This is a genomic window from Pseudoalteromonas sp. Scap06 (assembly GCF_013394165.1).
Classification (GTDB): domain Bacteria; phylum Pseudomonadota; class Gammaproteobacteria; order Enterobacterales; family Alteromonadaceae; genus Pseudoalteromonas.
In genome coordinates this window covers 517,307-536,307 of record NZ_CP041330.1, presented here as the reverse complement: position 1 = coordinate 536,307, position 19,001 = coordinate 517,307, and the positions used below count along the sequence as shown (strand labels likewise).

The following is a 19,001-nucleotide window of genomic DNA, read 5'->3' as shown; positions in this document are numbered from 1 at the left end:
TTAAAGGGTTTGCTCCAAAATGCGAACAACTAATTGCTCAAAACTTGCCCCATTGGCTTTTGCAGCCATTGGCACCAATGATTTTTCTGTCATGCCTGGCACTGTATTTACTTCCAACAAGTAAAATTGGCCTTGCTGATCTTGCATTGCATCGACGCGACCCCAGCCACTTGCACCCACCAAATCAAACGCATCGAGTGCCATTGCTTGTAGTTTTTGTGTATCCGGTTGTGATAAATCAGCAGGACAATGATATTGTGTCGTACTTGACTGATATTTAGCTTGGTAGTCATAAAAACCATTTGGCGTGCTCATTTCAATCACAGGTTGTACTTCATCACCAAGCACCGTAATTGTAAATTCGCGCCCCGAGATCCACTGCTCTACCAATACTTGGCTGTCGAACTTAAATGCATTGCTGAGCGCATCTTCAAGCTCTTCTGCAGAGCTTGCTTGTGCCATACCAATACTTGAGCCTTCGTGCGATGGTTTTACCATCACTTTTTTAAACTCATCGATAATTGCTTTAGCATCAAAGCCTTTTTTAGCATCAACTACCGCATAAGGTGCTGTGCTTAAGCCTGCCGACTTAAACAAGTGCTTACAACGAATTTTATCCATTGCTAATGCTGAACCCAGTACATTACTGCCGGTGTAAGGCAAGTTCATAAACTCTAAAGCACCTTGTACTGTGCCATCTTCACCACCTCGGCCATGCAGCGCAATAAAAACGCGATCAACGTTTAAGTCTTTTAATTCCCACAATGAACGATTTTGAGGGTCAAACGCAATCGCATCAATGCCACAGGCAAGAAGTGCATTAAGGACTGCTTGACCAGATTTTAATGACACGTCGCGCTCTGCTGAGTTTCCACCTAGCAGCACCGCTACTTTACCGAACTGGGAACTTACCTGTGTCATACTTCACCTTGCTTTAATTTTTCTATCGACATATTTGTTGCTGCTAAACTTTTAACTAGCTGACCTATGTTACCTGCGCCTTGCGTAAGTACTAAGTCATTATTTTGTAGGCAGTTAGCAAGTACACCTGCAAGCTCTGAGCTTGAAGCCACATGCAATGGCTCTTTGCCACGCTGGCGTAAACTGCGGCATAAACTCTTACTATCAGCGCCCACTATCGGCTCTTCGCCTGCACTGTAAACATCAAGCAATAGCAACTGATCAACCTCGGCGAGTACTTTCACAAAATCTTCGTATAAATCGCGAGTACGAGTATAGCGATGCGGCTGATAAACCATCACTAAACGCTTATCAGGCCAGCCTTCTCTCGCTGCGGTGATGGTAGCTGCCACTTCTGATGGGTGATGACCATAGTCATCTACTAACATCACATTACCGCATTCGTTTGCAAATTCACCATAATGCTGAAAACGACGGCCAATGCCTTCAAAAGTATCTAATGCCGCTAAAATTGCATGATTAGCTATGTTTTGATCTTTTGCCACCGCAATCGCTGCGGTTGCATTTAAGGCATTGTGTTTACCTGGCATATTTAACTTGGCGGTTAAACTCTCGCCTTGTTTATTAGTAACAGTAAATTGGCATGTATTGGCTGTTTGGCTAAATTCACTCATTCGATAGTCAGCATCTTGCGATTCACCATAAGTGATCACCGGACGACCAAAGCGAGGTATTAATTCTGCGGCAACGTCTGAATCTATACACACTACAGCTAGCCCGTAAAACGGCAGGTTATGAATGAATTCAACATAAGTATCTTTCATTTTTTCTAAGCTGCCGCCGTAAGTTTCCATGTGATCTTCTTCAATATTAGTGATCACCGATACCATAGGTTGTAAATGCAAAAATGAAGCATCGCTTTCATCCGCTTCAGCGATTAAAAAGTCGCTTTTGCCTACTTTAGCATTGCTGCCAGCACTATTTAATAAACCGCCAATAATAAAGGTTGGATCGAGCCCTGCTTGTGCATAAATACTGGCAATTAAACTGGTTGTTGTGGTTTTGCCATGGGTACCGGCAATAGCAATACCATGACGAAAACGCATCAGCTCAGCTAACATTTCTGCACGGCGAACCACCGGAATACGTGCAGCTTGCGCGGCTTGAATTTCAGGGTTTGTTTTATCAATTGCACTTGAAACCACCACCACATTAGCGTCTTTTACATTATTTTCATGATGTCCAATAAATACTTCAGCGCCCGCTTGAATTAAACGCTCGGTCATGGCGCTATGCGCTATATCTGAGCCAGTAATACGGTAACCTTCAAAAGCCAATACTTCTGCAATACCGCCCATACCTGCACCACCTATTCCTACAAAGTGAATAGTTTCAATGCGGCGCATCGCAGGGCGTGTATATTTTTCTTTTGCTAATGTCTGTTTCACTTATATTCTCTTATTTGTTACTTGCTCACAGTGCATAGCGACGCTGGCTGTGGCATCTAAAATAGCCTGCTGCTTTGCTTTAGCAGCCATTTTAGTTATTAATAAAGGTTCGGCTAAATAGGGACTTAAAAGTTCAACAATGCTGCGCTGATTAAATTGCCCCTGTGGCATTAATAGTGCCCCTTCTGCCATTACTAAATACTGTGCATTTGCTGTTTGGTGATCGTCAACCGCATGTGGAAACGGTACAAATACCGCCATTTTACCTGCTGCAGCAATTTCACTAACCGTTAGCGCCCCAGCGCGACAAATCACAATATCGGCCCAGCTATAAGCGGTATCCATATCATCAATAAATTCAGCAACAGTTACTTGTTCATCGCCCATTTGTTGCTGCTGGTAACTTTCGCTCACACTAGCAAAATGGCCTTTACCAGTTTGGTGCCAAACATTAATGGCACAGGTATCATTTAAGCGCTTAAATGCTTCAGGCAGTGTTTGGTTAAGTACTTGCGCACCTAGTGAGCCACCCACTACAAGCATATTGATTGGACTTGATATTTCCCGCTTAGGTATATCAACTACACTCTGACGCACAGGGTTACCCACCAGCTCAGCTTTACCACTGGCAAAAGCACTTGGAAATGCAGCTAATACGCGATTCGCAAATTTCGCTAGCCATTTATTGCTCATACCAGCTACGGCGTTTTGCTCATGAATTACCAAAGGGATACCGAGACTTTTTGCCGCAATACCCGTAGGGCCTGTCACGTAGCCGCCCATAGCTAAAACCACGTCAGGGCGTTGTTGTTTTAATACCTTACGCGCCTGCAATATTGCATTAATAACCATGAATGGCGCTTTAATGAGGCGTTTTAAACCATTACCTCGCACGCCTTTTACATCAATAAAATCAATTTCTATGTTGTGCTTGGGCACGACACTGGCTTCCATTCTATCAGGAGTGCCTATCCAGCTAACTTGCCAACCTTGCTGTTTGAGATAATCAGCAACCGCAATCCCTGGGAAAATATGTCCACCTGTGCCCCCTGCTACAACGACTATTTTTTTACTCATCGTTTAGCTCCCCCCGACGTGGCCTGTTTGGTTGCCATCTTCGTTTCAAAATCTACCCGTAATAAAATACCAGTGGCTATGGTCATCATTAATAAACTTGAGCCACCATAGGAAATAAACGGTAGGGTTAGTCCTTTGGTTGGTAATATACCGGCACTGGCGCCTACATTAACCATAGTTTGAAATGCAAACCAAATACCGATAGCTAAAGCTAAATAGCCTTCATATTCTTTACCGTTTTTAAGCGCATTTTGGCCAATTAGTAGCGCTCTAAATACTAATGTTCCTAATACCATTAAAATACTCAACACGCCCATAAAACCAAGTTCTTCAGCAATCACGGCAAAAATAAAATCGGTGTGTGCTTCCGGTAAATATTGTAATTTTTGTACGCTATTACCTAAGCCTTGGCCAAACCAATCACCTTGACTATAAGCCATCAGTGATTGCACTAATTGATAACCTTTACCAAAAGGGTCATCCCAAGGTTCTAAAAAACCCACCACACGCGCCATGCGATAGGGCTCAAACACAATCAGCCCAACTACCAGCGCAATACCGGTTAAAATAAGTGCAAAAAATTGCCAAAGCTTGGCACCGGCTAAAAACAATAAACCAACTGTAGTAACAAACATCACCACCACGGTTCCTAAATCTGGCTGCATTAAAATAAGCGCTGCATAAACGGCAAATACCGCAATAGGTTTTGCAAAGCCTTTAATGTTTTCTTGTACTTCACTGCGCTTACGCACTAAATAGCCAGCGATATAACTAAAAAAGAATAACTTAGCGAGCTCGGAAGCCTGAATATTAAATGGCCCTATAGGTATCCAGCGGGTCGAACCATTCACTTCTCGCCCCACAATTAGCACTACCAATAACAACACTAAGCCGATTAGTAATAAGTAGGGGTTAGCTTTTTTCCACCACGACATAGGTACTTGAGTACTAATGCAAAATAAACAAAACGAGAGCCCTAAAAAAATACCGTGGCGGATAGTAAAATGATAAATGTTGCCAAACAGCCTATCGGCCGTCGGCATTGAAGCACTGGTTACCATCACAAAGCCCACCCCTATTAGCATTAACATGCAATAAAGGAGCGGCACATCATAAAGCTGCGCCGAAGGTTTAGGAGTAAATGCCTCTTTAATATCCGCAAAAGCTATCATGGCAGCTCCTGCAATACACAATGCACAAAATCATCGCCGCGCTGCATATAGTTGTTGTACATATCTATACTGGCGCAGGCTGGGGCTAATAAAACCGTATCGCCTGACGTACTTAATTGTTTAGCAAGCGCCACAGCTTCAGACATGTTAGTGGTTAAATGACCTTTAGCAGTTAGTGCCACTAACTCTTTTGCATCTTTACCAAAGCAAATGAGGGCTTTAACGTGTTGCTCAACATAAGGTTTAAGTGCCTCTAAATCCGCGCCTTTGGCATCACCACCAGCAATAACCACTAAGTTTTGTTGCTTACCCGCTAAACTATCAATGGCCGCTATTGTTGCGCCTACATTGGTGGCTTTAGAGTCATTGAAATACTTAACGCTATTAAGCTCACCCACAAACTGACAACGATGTGCCAAGCCATTAAATTGAGATAATGCAGTTTTATAATGCGCTTTAGTTATTTCAAACGGACTGAGTAACGCCATTACTGCCAATGTGTTTAAATAGTTATGCTTACCAACAACAGCTAAGGTACTTACTGGTAAATAAGCTTCGCCCTTTACCATAAAGTGCGCTTCGTTATTATGCTGCGCTAAGTGGTAATCGCCTTGCGTTTCTCCAAAGCTAACTTGTGATGCTAACGTGCTACTCACTGGGTGTGTTTGTCTATCGTCAGCATTAATAACTAAAAGTTCAGTGCCTTCATATATACTCAATTTTGAATCTATATAAGCTTGATAGCTATCATAGCGATCGAGATGATCTTCTGAAATATTTAGCACGGTTGCACTGCTAGCCTTTAAGCTGTCAGTGGTATCAAGCTGAAAACTAGACAGCTCCAGTACAAACACATCAAAGTCACCGTCAAGTAAATCCAGTACAGCTGTGCCAATATTGCCGCCCAGTGCTACTTTATACCCTGCGGTTTTTAATACTTCATAAGCAAGGGTTACTACCGTTGATTTACCATTTGAACCTGTTACCGCAACAACTGGTTTAGTGTTAATGCGGGCAAATAGCTCAACATCACCAATTATTTCTACACCTGCATTCATTGCCTGTGCAACCGCAGGGGTTTTTAAACTTAGCCCAGGACTAATAATGATCATATCGCAAGCACTGAGTGCCGCATTATTTAAATCACCAAAGTGAGTATTTAAATTAGCGGCATGTTGCTTGAGCCAATCAACACCGGGAGGATTTTCTCGGCTATCGACTACATTGGGCTGTATTCCTTGAGATAATAAAAAGCGCACAATGCCCAGACCGGTTACACCGAGCCCGAGCACTGTTATTTGTTTATTTTTTATCTCGTTTAAATACTGCATTTATCGGATCTTTAATGTCGCAAGGCCAGCGAGCACCAGCACAATAGAAATTATCCAAAAGCGCACAATAACGCGTGGCTCTGGCCATCCTTTAAGTTCGTAGTGATGGTGAATCGGCGCCATTTTAAAAATACGTTGGCCGCGCAATTTATAAGAGCCAACTTGTAAAATTACCGATAGCGCTTCCATTACAAACACGCCCCCCATAATAATAAGTAATAGCTCTTGGCGAACCAGCACAGCAATAATACCTAATGCACCACCTAGAGCTAACGAGCCTACATCGCCCATAAACACTTGGGCTGGGTAGGTGTTAAACCATAAAAAGCCTAACCCTGCACCCACAATAGCGGTACACACCACTACCAATTCACTGGCAAGTGGCAAATGCGGAATGTGTAAATAAGCTGAAAAGTTAATATTACCGGTTAAATAAGCAATAATGGCCAGCGCTGCAGCCACTAAAATTGTTGGCACAATAGCTAAGCCATCTAGTCCGTCGGTTAAGTTTACCGCGTTTGAGGTGCCCACTAATGCAAAATACGTGATTACGATATAAAACAGTCCTAGCTGTGGTAGTACATCTTTAAAAAATGGTACAACAAGAGATGTCTCTGTCGCTTGGGTACTGGTCATGTAAAGTGCAGTTGCTACAACCAATGCAATTACTGATTGCCAAAAATACTTCCACTTAGCAATCAGTCCTTTTGGGTCTTTACGGATCACTTTGCGGTAATCGTCAATAAAGCCAACAATCCCCAATGAACCAATCACAAATAATGTGGCCCATACGTATTTATTAGACAAATCAGCCCACAATAAAGTGCTGGTGAATATTGCCGCTAAAATAAGTAAGCCACCCATGGTCGGCGTACCCGATTTAGACAAATGCGATTGCGGACCATCATCACGTACTGTTTGTCCAATTTGCATGCGCTGTAAACCACGAATTAACTTTGGCCCCAAATAAAGCGACATAATTAATGCGGTCAAAATACCTAAAATGGCACGAAGAGTTAAATACGAAAAAACATTAAAGCCACTATAATATTGAGTTAAATACTCAGCCAGCCAAACTAACATTATGATACTCCATTGATGGCTTGTTGCTGGCCATTAACTAAATCGGTTACTAAAAGCTCCATGCGAGAACTGCGTGATCCTTTCACGACAAGGGTAATTTTTTTATCTACTTTGCTAATACTGTTTTGAATTTGCTGCAGCATTTGCTCACGATTTGAAAAGTGACGATTAGGCAGCTCAAATACATCACTTGCTGACTTACTTAATACACCGAGTGTAAATAGCTCATCAATGCCTTGCGCTAATGCATATTCGCCCACTTCTTGATGATACTTACGAGCATCTTCACCAAGCTCCCCCATATCACCGAGAGCCAAAATACGATGACCTTGAATATCGCTAAGTAAATCAATCGCCGCTTTTACCGATTTAACGTTGGCATTATAAGTATCATCAATAATGGTGAGTGAATCACTAGCTTCAATCAGGTTAACCCGCCCTTTAACTTCATCCATGGTCGCTAGGGCGCTGGCAATTTCTTCAAGTGACACGTCAAACTCACTGGTTAATGCCGCAGCAATAAGCGCGTTGCTAATATTATGCTTGCCTGGCAATGCTAACGTAACCGGAACTCTGTGTTGTTTGGTACATAACATAAAGCTTGCTCGAGCTTGTGCATCTAGGCTGATGTCCTCAGCCCAAATATCCAGTTTTTCACTGCTAGAAAAACATTTAACCTTTCGCGCTGCTAATTTATCAAGCCAATACTGACTAAACTCGCTATCGCAATTAACAATGGCAATGCCATCGTCTTTTAAACCATCGTAAATTTCGCCTTTGGCTTGTGCTACCCCTTGTAAGCTACCAAAACCTTCTAAATGTGCCGCGGCAACATTACATACCACGGCAACATCCGGTTTGGTCATGGCGGTAGTGTAGGCAATTTCACCAATATGGTTTGCACCGAGTTCAATAACAGCATAACGATGCTGTGGCTCTAATCTCAATAAGGTAAGAGGCACGCCAATATCATTATTGAAGTTGCCTTTAGTCGCTAAAACATCCCCTTTACTTGATAAAATAGCGGCACACATTTCTTTAACTGTGGTTTTACCTACACTGCCAGTAATAGCGATAGTTTTAGGTGCAACTTGCGCCATAACCGCTGTTCCAATTGTGCCTAATGCAATACGGGTATCGGCAACTACAAATTGAGCAATGTCGGTATCAACAGCGTGATCGACAATGACTCCAATAGCACCTTTTTGTTTTGCTTGCTCAATAAACTTATGACCATCAAAGTTAGGGCCTTTAAGTGCCAAAAACACTTCACCATCACATAAAGTACGGGTATCGGTGTTTATATTTATTACTTGACGATTATCACCTTGATAATCGGTTGCTAGCACATTAGCTAGCCAATCAAAATCCATTGGGATCATGCTTGAGACCCTCTTACTGCTTGTTTTAATTGTTGTTGTACAAATTGGCGGTCGCAAAAATCAATGCGTTTGTTACCTATAATTTGATAGTCTTCATGCCCTTTACCGGCAATTAAAATAACCTCACCGGCTTTTGCGTTATCTATAGCAAATTGTATCGCAGCATCACGGTCGGCCTCTAAATGGGCGTTTTGTGGGTGTGTTAATCCTGCAGCTACATCATTAATAATTTCATTAGGATCTTCAGAGCGCGGGTTGTCACTGGTAATGATCACTTTGTCTGCAAACTGCTCAGCGGCTTGTGCCATTAGTACACGTTTACCTTTATCTCTATCACCACCACAACCAAACACACAACTCACTCCACCTGGTACATGTTGTTGCAGCGCTTGTAACGCTAGTGCGAGTGCATCAGGCGTATGTGCATAATCAACTACGCAAGTAGGCATATTTGGCGCTGTAAATGCTTGCATTCTGCCTGCTACAGGTTGCAAATACTCACACCCTGCCACTAATTGCGCCAATGGATAACCCAGTGCTAATAATGTGGCTAAAGCAGCGGTCAAATTGTATAGATTAAATTCACCATATAACGGTGACTTTATGGCAATATCACCCCAACTTGTAGTTAATTGCGCCGAAATACCGGTTGCCGAATAGCTAACATCAGAAAAATACACAAACTGAGCGTTTTTAGGAGCTAAGTTTTTACGGCCATAACAAATTAGTTTATTAAAGCTATATTTTTCAATCCATTGCTCTGCTTGTCCGTCATCTTGGTTAAGAATGACATTGGCAGCATCAAAATCACGAAACAGCATCAATTTGGCATCACCGTAACTATCCATGTCACCATGATAATCTAGATGATCACGAGATAGGTTAGTAAATACCGCCGCTTTGAAATGGCACTGATCAACACGGTGCTGCACTAGACCATGCGATGATACTTCCATCGCTACTAAGCGGTGTTGCTGCTCTTTTAAGTCACTTAAAATATGCTGTAAATCCACACTTGAGGGCGTGGTATTTTGCAGCGGTGTTAAATTATCTGGATGGCCATAACCGAGCGTGCCTATGATTGCGGCTTGGGTATGACAAAACTGTGCTAAATGAGCAATCATTGCGGTAGTAGTCGACTTACCATTAGTACCTGTTACGCCAACTAAATCTAGTTCTAGGCTAGGTTGTTGGTAAAATTTACTCGCTAATACAGGTAACTTTTTATTTAGCTCTGAGACTAAATAAAGCGGCTCAAAATCACTTTCAAACTCACACAGTCTGTCGGCAATAATTGCACTGGCACCATTTTCAATTGCTTTATCAATAAACTGTCCGCCATCAAGCTGATGACCTTTTATTGCCACAAACACATCACCTGGTTTTACATCGCGGCTGTCTAAACGCAACTCGTTTACCATTAAACGCGCTGCGTCTATTTCTAAATGTTTTAAAATTGAATGTAAATCACGCACCATCATCTTTGCCCTTCACGTATGCCACAGAGTCTTTGTCTGGGGCAACGTTTAAAATTCTTAATGAATTAGAGATTATTTCTGCAAACGCCGGACCTGCCGTTGCGCCGCCATAATAAACATCTCCACCGGGCTCGTTGATCAATACCACAACAGCTAATCGCGGATTACTTGCTGGGGCAATACCCGCAAAGTAACCCACATATTCGTCACCATAACCACCCGCTGCGGCCTTTTTAGAAGTACCTGTTTTACCAGCTGCACGGTAGCCATCAACTTTAATACGACGTGCAGTACCACCTTCTTCAAATACGCTTTCCATCATATGAACTACAGCTTCAACATCTTGTTGCTGAAAAACACGTTCACCTTCAGGTATAGAGTCTTGCTTTAGTACAGTGAGTGGGCGGTTAACCCCACCTGCGCCTAACATGGCGTAAAAACGAGCCATTTGCGCGGTACTCACGGCAATATTGTAACCAAACGAAAGTGCGGCAATTTCGTGATCTGACCAACGACGATTTGGGTAAAATAAACCACTACTTTCCCCGACCATGCCGGTACCACTATCACTGCCAAAACCCACCTTTTGGTAAAGACCAACAAAATAGTCTTTGGGTACGGTTTGGCTTATTTTTGTTACGCCCATATTACTGGAGTATTTTAAAATTTCGCGCAGCGTCATTTCACCATGATTACGGGTATCTTGTACTAAGCTGCCCCCTAAACGCATCCAGCCTGGGTAGGTATCAACTTTGTCATCCGGTTGGATTGTGCCGTAGTCTAATCCAGCTAAAATGGCTAGAGGCTTAACAGTTGAGCCGGGTTCAAACAAATCGGTAATTGCACGGTTACGACGCTTATGAGGAGCCGCACCGCTTAAATTGTTAGGATTAAATGAAGGACTATTTACCATAGCCAAAACTTCACCAGTTTTAACATCAACCACCATGGCTGAGCCTGAAGTGGCCTTGTAAGTTAATACCGCTGATTTAACCGCTTTGTAGGCAATCGCCTGAATACGCTGATCAATACTTAGTTGAATACTCTCAGGCTCTACTCGCTCGCGCTCATCAAGCACTTCAACTTCACGTCCTTGGGCATCTTTTCGAATCGTACGTCGGCCTTCTTCACCTGTGAGTGCATTTTCGTAAAGCTTTTCTATGCCTTCAATGCCTTTGCCATCGATATTAGTAAAACCAATGATATGCGCACTGACCTCACCGGCAGGGTAATAGCGTTTTGATTCATCTAAAAGGTGAATACCCGGCAGGCGTAAATCGCCAATGTAATTAGCAACAGCTGGAGTAACTTGGCGTTTTAAGTAAACAAAGCGACGAGTAGGATCATCAAGTAGTCGGGTATTAATTTTGCTCGGATCAATACGCAGTACATCGGCAAGTTCACGCCAGCGCAAATCGTTTTTATAATACAGGGCGGTACGCTTGTTTAACTCAGCGACATTTTCACGCAGAGTTTGCTGATCTTCACCATTTTTGCGGGCTTGTCTGAGTACTTTGCTCACCAGTGATTTATGCAAAGCTTTAGGATCGGCATACACACTGACTACAGGTACACTAACTGCTAACTCTTTACCGTTACGATCGAAGATCATGCCGCGTTGCACATGCAATTTTTCAACACGTACCGTACGCTTGTCACTTTCGGAGCGGGCCTTATCGGGTTCAATTACTTGCAAATACGCAGCACGCGATACCAAAGTCACAAACACTAAAAAAATCACCACGCACACCAAAATAAAGCGCCATGCGATTAGGTTGTTGACTGGTTTTTTGCCTCGCGTTCTCATTGTAATATGATTACCTGCTCATCTTGGCTGGTTGGCCGCTTCATTTCTAATTGTGACGTTGCCACTTCTTCAATGCGTGCATGTTGTGAATAAAATTCTTCTTCCACTAAAAAATAACGCCACTCTAAATCCAGTTCATCACGCTCTTGCAGTAACGAATCTTGCTCAATTAATTGCGCACGAGATAAGTGGGTTACCTGTACTACGCTCAAACTTGATGCGAATATCACAACCAACAAGGCCAAGGTGATCTTGTTTGCACCTAGGCCTTTAATTATTTCAATAAATAGATTGGGTTGGCGATAACTCGCTTTTTTACTCATCCCAACCTCTGTGCAATCCTTAGTACTGAGCTGCGAGAGCGTGGATTGCGCGCCACTTCATCAGCACTTGGTTTAATAGCTTTACCCACTGCTTTTAACGTCAGATTTTTATTTATTTGTGCGTCGGTTAAAGGCAGACCTCTGGGTATCGCTTCTCCCTTACTCTGTTTTTTAATAAATTGTTTTACAATGCGATCTTCTAAAGAGTGAAAAGAAATAACAACTAAGCGACCACCCGGCTTAAGAACTTTAATCGCCGCTTGTAATGCAGTTTGAATTTCCTCTAACTCGCTATTGATATAAATACGAATTGCCTGAAACGTGCGCGTTGCAGGATGTTTAAACTTATCTTTAACAGGTACTGCTTCATCAACTAAATCTGCGAGCTGTTTAGTGGTAGTAATTGGCGTATGTTCACGCACTTCCAATATCTTGTGTGCAATGCGCTTACCAAATTTTTCTTCACCTAGCTTTTTGATCACATGGGTAATGTCATCTAGTTCTGCCTCAGCTAACCACTGCGCAGCGCTACGGCCTGTGCTTGGATCCATTCGCATATCAAGCGGGCCGTCTTTCATAAAACTAAAGCCACGAGCGGCGTCATCTAACTGCGGTGACGACACACCAATATCAAGTAAAATGCCATCAACTTTACCAATAAGATCGTTTTGCTCAGCAACTTCGTATAGTTTCGAGAATCGTGAATGAGCAATTGAAAAACGTGAATCGTCGGCAAACTTTTCTGCTGACTTTATCGCTTGTGGATCTTGATCAATAGCCTGCAAGCGACCAGCGTCGCCCAAGCGCGCTAATATTTGCCCTGAGTGTCCGCCACGTCCAAAGGTGCCATCCATGTAAATGCCGTCTGGCTTAATTGCAAGTGCATCTATGGTTTCGTCCATTAATACGGATACGTGTTCAAATTGCGCTGTCATTAGCTATTTTTTGCCTTTTTGTTTTGCTGCTAGAGGGTAAAGTTATCTAAATCGTCATTCGGTTCAAATTCACCAAGCCTTTCAAGCTCAGTGTCTTGGCACATTTGTTCGTGCCAACGCGCCTCATCCCAAATCTCAAATTTATTCATTAAGCCCACCAGCATAATTTTTTTGCCAAGTTCTGCATGTGAGCGCAAAGAAGGCGCCAGCAAAATTCGACCGTTTTTATCAAGCTGATACTCTGTCGCATTACCTAACAACATACGTTGCATCCGTCGCGCTCTGGGATTCATATTAGATATTTTTGCTAAACGGCTTTCTATTTCTAACCATTCAGCAAGAGGGTATAACCAAAGGCAAGGCTCATTGAGTGCAACAGTGCAAATAACCGTTCCCTGATCTTCAGACAATAGCGTGTCTCGGTACTTTGTTGGTACCGCAAAACGTCCTTTATCATCCAAACTCAGTGAACTTGCGCCACGAAACATAAAAAGCCTATTGTAAAATTATTTTAATCAACTTTTTGATTAACCCGATCCAGTTTGATCCACTAAACACCACTTTTTACCACAGTGCTCCAGTTTAGGGCTTGACAAGCCTTTTTGTCAAGTAAGTCACCCAGCTTTAGCACCCCGCGAAGCCTGAAAAAATAAGGCTCAGATTAAAGCGGTTGAATTGTTTAGTAAAAAATCTGATCAGCCAGTAAAAAATTTTTTATCGTTTTTTTTATTAGCTAGCTGGCATTATTTGCTTAATGAATAAACAGTGAATAATTACAATTTTTTTGTTTGTAAAAATTACAAACCATAGTCGCAATAGTTACAGCAATAAACACGTAGAAGTCAGCGTTAAAATTAAAATATAAATATAAAACAACAATTTAAAAACTGGTTTAATCATTGCACTTTAATAATTACTTTTAAAAACTATTAAGGATTGATTATGGCTACGGCAACTAAGAGCAAAGCACCTATTGATACAAAACAAGAGATTGAAGCCCCGTTAACAGATAAGGCAACATCAGCTGCGCATGACGCAGTAGATGCATTATCGAGTAAAGCGGCGGTAGCTGAAAATGGTGTTCGTAAAGGAGCAAGCAGTTCAGCAGAAACGCTTAACGAAAAACAGTTAGCAGCTCGCGAGAAATTAGAAGAATGTACCTCTAAGACTCGTCAACTCGCATCTGAAAATCCACTAGCAACGGCTGGTCTGGCATTTGCTGCTGGTATGTTAGTTACTGCGCTATTTCGTCGTAAGTAATACCATGCAAAACCCAGATTTAACATCAAGCGAATCACAAGCGACGGATTCGCAATCATCAGCAACAAATGCGGATGACTGGCAAGATCATGTTGCCAAGCTTGCTGACTATGCAGCGCAGCTCAAGGATGATTACCGTCAACAAGGAAAGTTGACACATCAGCTGGCAATAGCAGAGTGGAAGCTATCGCTAAGATCCTTAGCACTGATCACTATTTTACTAGGATGTTTTGCCAGTGGCTTGGTGTTATTGTGGGTGGGATTTTTAGGTATTGTAGGCTTTGCTACTTTTGATTTATTTAGCTCGATTTGGCTGAGTATTACTGTAGTGATCAGCCTACAAATTCTATGCTTAATTTGGCTATGGCGAAATGCAGTTTATCTAAGCAAAAAAATTGGTTTTACTAAAACGCTAAATAGTCTAAAGCAGCTGCTTAAGTTATAAGGCATACACAATTATGTTAATCAATTATTTGATCAATTCACCGGACGCTCGAGTGCAACAGCTCCACAAAGAAGTGGCGATACAATCTGAGCTAAAGCGTCAGCACCTTACGGCAATAAAATATCGAGCCAAACGTTTTGCCGCAACAAAAGTGGGGCTCGTTAGTGCTTTTAGTGCAGGCGTGGTTGTGGAGTCGGCAAAGGGAGACACCGACATGGTAAAAAAATACAGTTGGTTAGTAAAACTTCTCGCTTAAAAGTCACTCCTGCATTAATACATCACGACAGTGAACCAAAAAAATGTTTTTACAATCGCTAACCGCTTAGCATATTTAAGCGTCAGTGATCATCACAAACGGGTCTATTTGTGCAATTGGCTGATTAAACGGTTCACCTACTAATTTGCAATGCTTCAACCATCGCTCTAGGCTAACTCCTTGTTGATTAGTAAAACTGAGTACTGGTTGCTCTGTGATATTCTGGCATTGCGGCTCACGCATTTTGTTATTGCTTGGCGTATTGAGCCAAATCTGAAAGTCACGTAAGCCTTGTTCAGCATCAGCAAGTGGCGTTTCACTGTGCATAACACCGCTACCGGTATTTATCCATTACACGTCTCCGGAGCAAGTCACTTCTTTGTTTCCCATTTAATTTTCATGCTCAAATTACACTTTTAAAATATGAATGAAAGTTTCGATACCGCAATGAGGTTGAGGAGGAAAACCATCACTTTACTCACTTTTATCATCGGGCTTAAGCTCACCAATTATTAATAATGACACTAAATATTTACCATCAAACTTAGAATAAGACGGATGTTGACATAATACCCATATTAGGTACTGTGAGCAGCCAGAACATTGATTATTTTTCATTTTTTGCCTAGGGTCGATTTACTCTTTGTTGCCTACATGAATGTAGGTAAGGGCTTTGAGCGGGACGCGGAAGCTTTGCTCGGTTTTTAGGGATGTAAGCCAGTAGAATAACGCAGGAGCAGTTATCAACTGCCCATTTGATTACAAACCTCGCGTCGCGGTTAAACATGCCCTTATTTGTTATGTAAATATATAAGAGATTAAATTATTATTTCATCATGTTTTTCATACGTAAATTAATATATTTCAATCATATGCAACACTATTTTATTGCAAAATCTTAGATATAACCTTAGTACTTCAATGGTTATTTATAGTAGGATTATCAAGCGTCACTCTACTTTGCACTAATTTGGATACGACTATTTTTACTTCATCATTAAAACATCAACTCTACCGCCTTCTTATGCTAATTTGCATACCTGTTGCTGCTATTATTTTAGTAACCTTGTGGTTTAGTCGTGACGCAGCCATTAAAGAGCACGAGACAAAAGTGCGCACCATCACTGAGCAACTAATTATTAAACAACAAAGCATGATTGATGATGTCAAAAAAGTTACTGAGTTTTTAGCAAAAAAACAGAAAAACATTCAATCTTTACCCTCTACTTGTCCAGCGTATTTTTTAGATGTTAAGGCACTCAATGGTAATATCGCGAATATTGGTATAGTAAATAAAAATGGTGACCTAATTTGTACCTCAAAAAGTAGCGACACTAATATTAACATTAGTGACCGTCCCTATTTTAAAAACGCGCTCGCCAGTAAAGAGTTCAGTATTGGCCATTTCCAACACGATCGCAGCCTCAAAGCTCAAAGTATTAACTTTGCTTACCCTATTTTAAATGAAAGCAATGATATTGAAGGCGTTATTGTGACCGTAATCGCTTTAGACTGGTGGAGCTCGGCACTTAATACTTTAAATTTATCGACAGAAATCAGAGCTGTCATTACTGACTCTAACGGTAGTATTTTAGCTAACTACCCTTTTTCAGCCGATAGACTAGGCAACAAATTGGAAAAGTTCGATTTAGCGCATAACTTGCAAGCTGGTGTTATTTTTAAAGGAAAAGATGGTATCCGAAGAGTTTTCCATCAAACAACACTCTATCGTGATGGCAATAACAATAAGCTCTCTATTTATATTACTCAACCAATAGATGAAACACTTGAGCAAATAGATATTAACTTTGTAAAAATGGTTTTAGGATTTTTAATGACCATTTTGCTTTTAGCCGTATTGGCCAGACGATTAGTTAATAAAAGCATATTAAACCCGATTAAAAGTTTAACGCAGGCCGTTAACCGCTTAGCAGCCGGTAATATGCCTCATGACAACGAGCAGCCCAATAGTCCTGAGCTAAATAGACTCTATCATCGTTTTAAATATATGGCTGAAACTCGCTTAACAGCTGAAGCATGCCTTAAACATAAACATGACGAGCTCAATAGCTTGCTTAATGCACTACCTGATGCTTTTTTACGTGTAGATGCCAACGGCAATATACTTGATACCGGTGGCCTTATTAAATCGTTAAATTATAGCCATTCAACACCGCCTAAAAAGCTATCGTGTTTATTCTCTATTGCCAATTTAAAACAAATTGAAGGATACTTAACAACCCTGAGCGCTCCTGTCACTGTTGAGCTTGAAGATAAACAAGACAATCAGTTTTATGAAGCGAAAATCAGCCCAATGAAAAAAGCGGATGAGTTTATAATTGTTATTAGTAACATCACGCAACGAAAGCAAAACCAAGAATCTTTGCATTTAGCGTCATTAGTTTACAACAACAGCAGTGAAGGTATGGCAATCACGGATGAAAATGGCATTATTTATGACGTGAACCCTTCGTTTTGTAAAACGACCTTGTATTCTCGAAAAGAAGTACTCAATAAAACGGTGGGTATTTTATCATCGGGTAAACATGATAAAGAGTTTTATGACTACATGTGGCAATCAATAAATAAAACTGGCCGCTGGCAAGGTGAAATAACCAATCGTCGTAAAAATGGCGAGCTGTATGTTGAATGGTTAACCATAGATACTATTTACGATAAAAATAAAGCCCCAACTAGTCGTATTGCTATTTTTACCGATCTAACCGAGAAAAAACAAGCAGACGAGCTAATTTGGCGACAAGCTCATTTTGATCATTTAACCGACTTACCTAATCGACTAGAACTAAAAGAGCGGTTAAATAAACGCTTTACGCGCGTAAACAACCACGACCAAAAACTGGTCATTATGCTGTTAGATATTGATCACTTTAAAGATATTAATGATACGTTAGGCCATCATTATGGCGATAGATTACTTAAATTAGTATCTGAGCGAATTGTGCAAACAGCCAAAGAGGCTGACTTTGTAGCCCGTATTGGTGGCGATGAATTTGTTATTGTGTTTAGTGACTTACGCGGTGGCGATAATATTAAAAAAATAGCAAAATCACTGCTACTTAGCCTTGCTTCGACTATTTTTATTGAAGATGAAAAAGTGTATATCAGTGCCAGCATTGGTATTGCCTGCGCGCCAGATGATGGCCAAAACCCAGAGCAACTGCTTAAAGCCGCAGATCAAGCTATGTATAAGGCAAAAAATAGCGGCCGAAATGACTTTGAATTTTTCTCACATGATATGCGTGAAGATGCAAATGCAAGAATGCAGTTGCTCAAAGAGCTTCGCTCAGCCATAGAGCTAGAGCAATTTGAGTTATATTATCAGCCTATTGTATCCCTTGATGATTTACACGTTCATAAAGCCGAAGGGCTTATTCGATGGCAACACCCAGAAAAAGGGCTGATCAGCCCAGCTGACTTTATTCCCTTAGCTGAAGAAACCAGACAAATAAATGCGCTCGGTCAATTTGTATTTACTGAAGCACTGCAAACACTTAATGATATTAAAAAACACATTCAAGATGAATTTCAAATTAGTATTAACGTATCGCCGGTGCAGCTCGCAACCACAGACAGTGGTATAGACGATTGGTATGGCATGCTTGAGACAGCAAACTTACCTGCATCGAGCATTGTGGCAGAAATTACTGAAGGCTTGATGGTTAATCCTGAAGAACTGACCCAAAGCCGCCTAAAAGCCTTGGTTAAATCAGGGATGCAATTAGCACTCGATGATTTTGGTACTGGTTACTCATCGCTTGCTTACTTACAAGAAATGGATACCGACTACCTAAAAATCGATAAACGCTTTGTTGATAATATTCAAAAAGACAGCCAGGAGCTGGCCTTATGTGAAGCAATTATTATGATGGCTCATCAGCTTGGTTTAAAAGTAATTGCCGAAGGCATAGAAACAAAATTACAAATGGATTTATTACTTGAGGCTGGTTGTGATTATGGCCAAGGCTATTTGTTTTCAAAGCCGTTGCACAAAACCTCGTTTATGCAGCTGATAAAAACAGACCAAGTGATTAATTTAGACTAAAGGCAGTTAATACGCTCGCT

Annotated in this window: 18 protein-coding genes; 4 read left to right on the top strand and 14 right to left on the bottom strand. The window is 41.4% G+C overall.

Going from position 1 to position 19,001, the window contains the following annotated elements; translation table 11 throughout:
* From FLM47_RS02510 to mraZ, 12 genes are read right to left on the bottom strand one after another with little or no spacing between them, the layout of a single operon-like run.
* Nucleotides 1–921 (bottom strand): D-alanine--D-alanine ligase, encoded by a 921-nt coding sequence (locus FLM47_RS02510; protein ID WP_010390703.1) that lies wholly within the window; start codon nucleotides 919–921, stop codon nucleotides 1–3.
* Nucleotides 918–2,327 carry a UDP-N-acetylmuramate--L-alanine ligase gene (murC, locus tag FLM47_RS02505; protein WP_218648499.1) on the bottom strand — a complete coding sequence of 470 codons (1,410 nt, stop codon included), beginning with the start codon at nucleotides 2,325–2,327 and terminating at the stop codon, nucleotides 918–920. The genes FLM47_RS02510 and murC overlap by 4 nt, the downstream gene beginning before the upstream one ends.
* A 42-nt stretch (nucleotides 2,328–2,369) precedes the next feature.
* A complete protein-coding gene (gene murG, locus FLM47_RS02500) occupies nucleotides 2,370–3,446 on the bottom strand; it encodes an undecaprenyldiphospho-muramoylpentapeptide beta-N-acetylglucosaminyltransferase (protein WP_010390701.1) in 1,077 nt (358 codons plus the stop codon).
* A complete protein-coding gene (ftsW, locus tag FLM47_RS02495; RefSeq protein WP_010390699.1) occupies nucleotides 3,443–4,618 on the bottom strand; it encodes a cell division protein FtsW in 1,176 nt (391 codons plus the stop codon). The genes murG and ftsW overlap by 4 nt, the downstream gene beginning before the upstream one ends.
* Nucleotides 4,615–5,949: a UDP-N-acetylmuramoyl-L-alanine--D-glutamate ligase gene (gene murD / locus FLM47_RS02490; RefSeq protein ID WP_178954964.1), complete on the bottom strand. Its 1,335-nt coding sequence runs from the start codon at nucleotides 5,947–5,949 to the stop codon at nucleotides 4,615–4,617. The genes ftsW and murD overlap by 4 nt, the downstream gene beginning before the upstream one ends.
* A complete protein-coding gene (gene mraY, locus FLM47_RS02485; protein WP_054202311.1) occupies nucleotides 5,950–7,032 on the bottom strand; it encodes a phospho-N-acetylmuramoyl-pentapeptide-transferase in 1,083 nt (360 codons plus the stop codon).
* On the bottom strand, nucleotides 7,032–8,414 hold the full coding sequence (gene murF / locus FLM47_RS02480; RefSeq protein WP_178954962.1) for a UDP-N-acetylmuramoyl-tripeptide--D-alanyl-D-alanine ligase: 1,383 nt from the start codon (nucleotides 8,412–8,414) through the stop codon (nucleotides 7,032–7,034). The genes mraY and murF overlap by 1 nt, the downstream gene beginning before the upstream one ends.
* A complete protein-coding gene (gene murE, locus FLM47_RS02475; RefSeq protein ID WP_178956836.1) occupies nucleotides 8,411–9,889 on the bottom strand; it encodes a UDP-N-acetylmuramoyl-L-alanyl-D-glutamate--2,6-diaminopimelate ligase in 1,479 nt (492 codons plus the stop codon). Before murE ends, murF begins: the two co-directional genes overlap by 4 nt.
* Nucleotides 9,882–11,699 (bottom strand): penicillin-binding transpeptidase domain-containing protein, encoded by a 1,818-nt coding sequence (locus tag FLM47_RS02470; RefSeq protein ID WP_138608087.1) that lies wholly within the window; start codon nucleotides 11,697–11,699, stop codon nucleotides 9,882–9,884. The genes murE and FLM47_RS02470 overlap by 8 nt, the downstream gene beginning before the upstream one ends.
* Nucleotides 11,696–12,022, bottom strand: coding sequence for a cell division protein FtsL (ftsL, locus tag FLM47_RS02465; protein WP_010390691.1), 327 nt, complete (start codon nucleotides 12,020–12,022; stop codon nucleotides 11,696–11,698). The genes FLM47_RS02470 and ftsL overlap by 4 nt, the downstream gene beginning before the upstream one ends.
* Nucleotides 12,019–12,957: a 16S rRNA (cytosine(1402)-N(4))-methyltransferase RsmH gene (gene rsmH, locus FLM47_RS02460; protein WP_010390683.1), complete on the bottom strand. Its 939-nt coding sequence runs from the start codon at nucleotides 12,955–12,957 to the stop codon at nucleotides 12,019–12,021. Before rsmH ends, ftsL begins: the two co-directional genes overlap by 4 nt.
* A 29-nt stretch (nucleotides 12,958–12,986) precedes the next feature.
* Nucleotides 12,987–13,445 carry a division/cell wall cluster transcriptional repressor MraZ gene (gene mraZ, locus FLM47_RS02455; RefSeq protein ID WP_178954960.1) on the bottom strand — a complete coding sequence of 153 codons (459 nt, stop codon included), beginning with the start codon at nucleotides 13,443–13,445 and terminating at the stop codon, nucleotides 12,987–12,989.
* 454 nt (nucleotides 13,446–13,899) lie between these two features.
* On the opposite strand from mraZ, the gene FLM47_RS02450 reads away from it, so the two are divergent.
* Genes FLM47_RS02450 through FLM47_RS02440 form a run of 3 tightly spaced genes read left to right on the top strand, consistent with a single transcriptional unit; the run spans nucleotide 13,900 to nucleotide 14,918 of the window.
* Nucleotides 13,900–14,217, top strand: a complete 318-nt coding sequence (locus FLM47_RS02450; protein WP_138608088.1) for a DUF883 domain-containing protein — start codon at nucleotides 13,900–13,902, stop codon at nucleotides 14,215–14,217.
* A 4-nt stretch (nucleotides 14,218–14,221) separates the two neighbouring features.
* Nucleotides 14,222–14,662: a hypothetical protein gene (locus tag FLM47_RS02445; RefSeq protein ID WP_178954958.1), complete on the top strand. Its 441-nt coding sequence runs from the start codon at nucleotides 14,222–14,224 to the stop codon at nucleotides 14,660–14,662.
* 13 nt (nucleotides 14,663–14,675) lie between these two features.
* Nucleotides 14,676–14,918 carry a hypothetical protein gene (locus tag FLM47_RS02440; RefSeq protein ID WP_178954957.1) on the top strand — a complete coding sequence of 81 codons (243 nt, stop codon included), beginning with the start codon at nucleotides 14,676–14,678 and terminating at the stop codon, nucleotides 14,916–14,918.
* Between the two features lie 75 nt (nucleotides 14,919–14,993).
* Here the strand turns inward: FLM47_RS02440 and FLM47_RS02435 are convergent, their stop codons facing one another.
* Both FLM47_RS02435 and FLM47_RS02430 read right to left on the bottom strand, forming a co-directional pair.
* Nucleotides 14,994–15,245, bottom strand: coding sequence for a hypothetical protein (locus FLM47_RS02435; RefSeq protein ID WP_178954955.1), 252 nt, complete (start codon nucleotides 15,243–15,245; stop codon nucleotides 14,994–14,996).
* Between the two features lie 147 nt (nucleotides 15,246–15,392).
* On the bottom strand, nucleotides 15,393–15,536 hold the full coding sequence (locus FLM47_RS02430; protein ID WP_178954953.1) for a hypothetical protein: 144 nt from the start codon (nucleotides 15,534–15,536) through the stop codon (nucleotides 15,393–15,395).
* A 406-nt stretch (nucleotides 15,537–15,942) separates the two neighbouring features.
* Between FLM47_RS02430 and FLM47_RS02425 the strand changes: the two genes are divergently transcribed.
* The gene (locus FLM47_RS02425; RefSeq protein ID WP_178954951.1) at nucleotides 15,943–18,981 is read left to right on the top strand and encodes an EAL domain-containing protein; all 3,039 of its coding nucleotides are present in this window, start codon (nucleotides 15,943–15,945) and stop codon (nucleotides 18,979–18,981) included.
* Nucleotides 18,982–19,001 lie beyond the last annotated feature (20 nt).

What these genes read in the sequence shown, in the direction of transcription:
- murG (WP_010390701.1), bottom strand. Translation starts at nt 3,446, where the DNA reads ATGAGTAAAAAAATAGTCGTTGTAGCAGGGGGCACAGGTGGACATATT.
- FLM47_RS02425 (WP_178954951.1), top strand. Translation starts at nt 15,943, where the DNA reads ATGCTAATTTGCATACCTGTTGCTGCTATTATTTTAGTAACCTTGTGG.
- FLM47_RS02430 (WP_178954953.1), bottom strand. Translation starts at nt 15,536, where the DNA reads ATGAAAAATAATCAATGTTCTGGCTGCTCACAGTACCTAATATGGGTA.
- mraZ (WP_178954960.1), bottom strand. Translation starts at nt 13,445, where the DNA reads ATGTTTCGTGGCGCAAGTTCACTGAGTTTGGATGATAAAGGACGTTTT.
- murD (WP_178954964.1), bottom strand. Translation starts at nt 5,949, where the DNA reads ATGCAGTATTTAAACGAGATAAAAAATAAACAAATAACAGTGCTCGGG.
- murC (WP_218648499.1), bottom strand. Translation starts at nt 2,327, where the DNA reads ATGCGCCGCATTGAAACTATTCACTTTGTAGGAATAGGTGGTGCAGGT.
- rsmH (WP_010390683.1), bottom strand. Translation starts at nt 12,957, where the DNA reads ATGACAGCGCAATTTGAACACGTATCCGTATTAATGGACGAAACCATA.
- mraY (WP_054202311.1), bottom strand. Translation starts at nt 7,032, where the DNA reads ATGTTAGTTTGGCTGGCTGAGTATTTAACTCAATATTATAGTGGCTTT.
- FLM47_RS02435 (WP_178954955.1), bottom strand. Translation starts at nt 15,245, where the DNA reads ATGCACAGTGAAACGCCACTTGCTGATGCTGAACAAGGCTTACGTGAC.
- FLM47_RS02445 (WP_178954958.1), top strand. Translation starts at nt 14,222, where the DNA reads ATGCAAAACCCAGATTTAACATCAAGCGAATCACAAGCGACGGATTCG.
- FLM47_RS02440 (WP_178954957.1), top strand. Translation starts at nt 14,676, where the DNA reads ATGTTAATCAATTATTTGATCAATTCACCGGACGCTCGAGTGCAACAG.
- FLM47_RS02450 (WP_138608088.1), top strand. Translation starts at nt 13,900, where the DNA reads ATGGCTACGGCAACTAAGAGCAAAGCACCTATTGATACAAAACAAGAG.
- ftsW (WP_010390699.1), bottom strand. Translation starts at nt 4,618, where the DNA reads ATGATAGCTTTTGCGGATATTAAAGAGGCATTTACTCCTAAACCTTCG.
- FLM47_RS02470 (WP_138608087.1), bottom strand. Translation starts at nt 11,699, where the DNA reads ATGAGAACGCGAGGCAAAAAACCAGTCAACAACCTAATCGCATGGCGC.
- FLM47_RS02510 (WP_010390703.1), bottom strand. Translation starts at nt 921, where the DNA reads ATGACACAGGTAAGTTCCCAGTTCGGTAAAGTAGCGGTGCTGCTAGGT.
- ftsL (WP_010390691.1), bottom strand. Translation starts at nt 12,022, where the DNA reads ATGAGTAAAAAAGCGAGTTATCGCCAACCCAATCTATTTATTGAAATA.
- murF (WP_178954962.1), bottom strand. Translation starts at nt 8,414, where the DNA reads ATGATCCCAATGGATTTTGATTGGCTAGCTAATGTGCTAGCAACCGAT.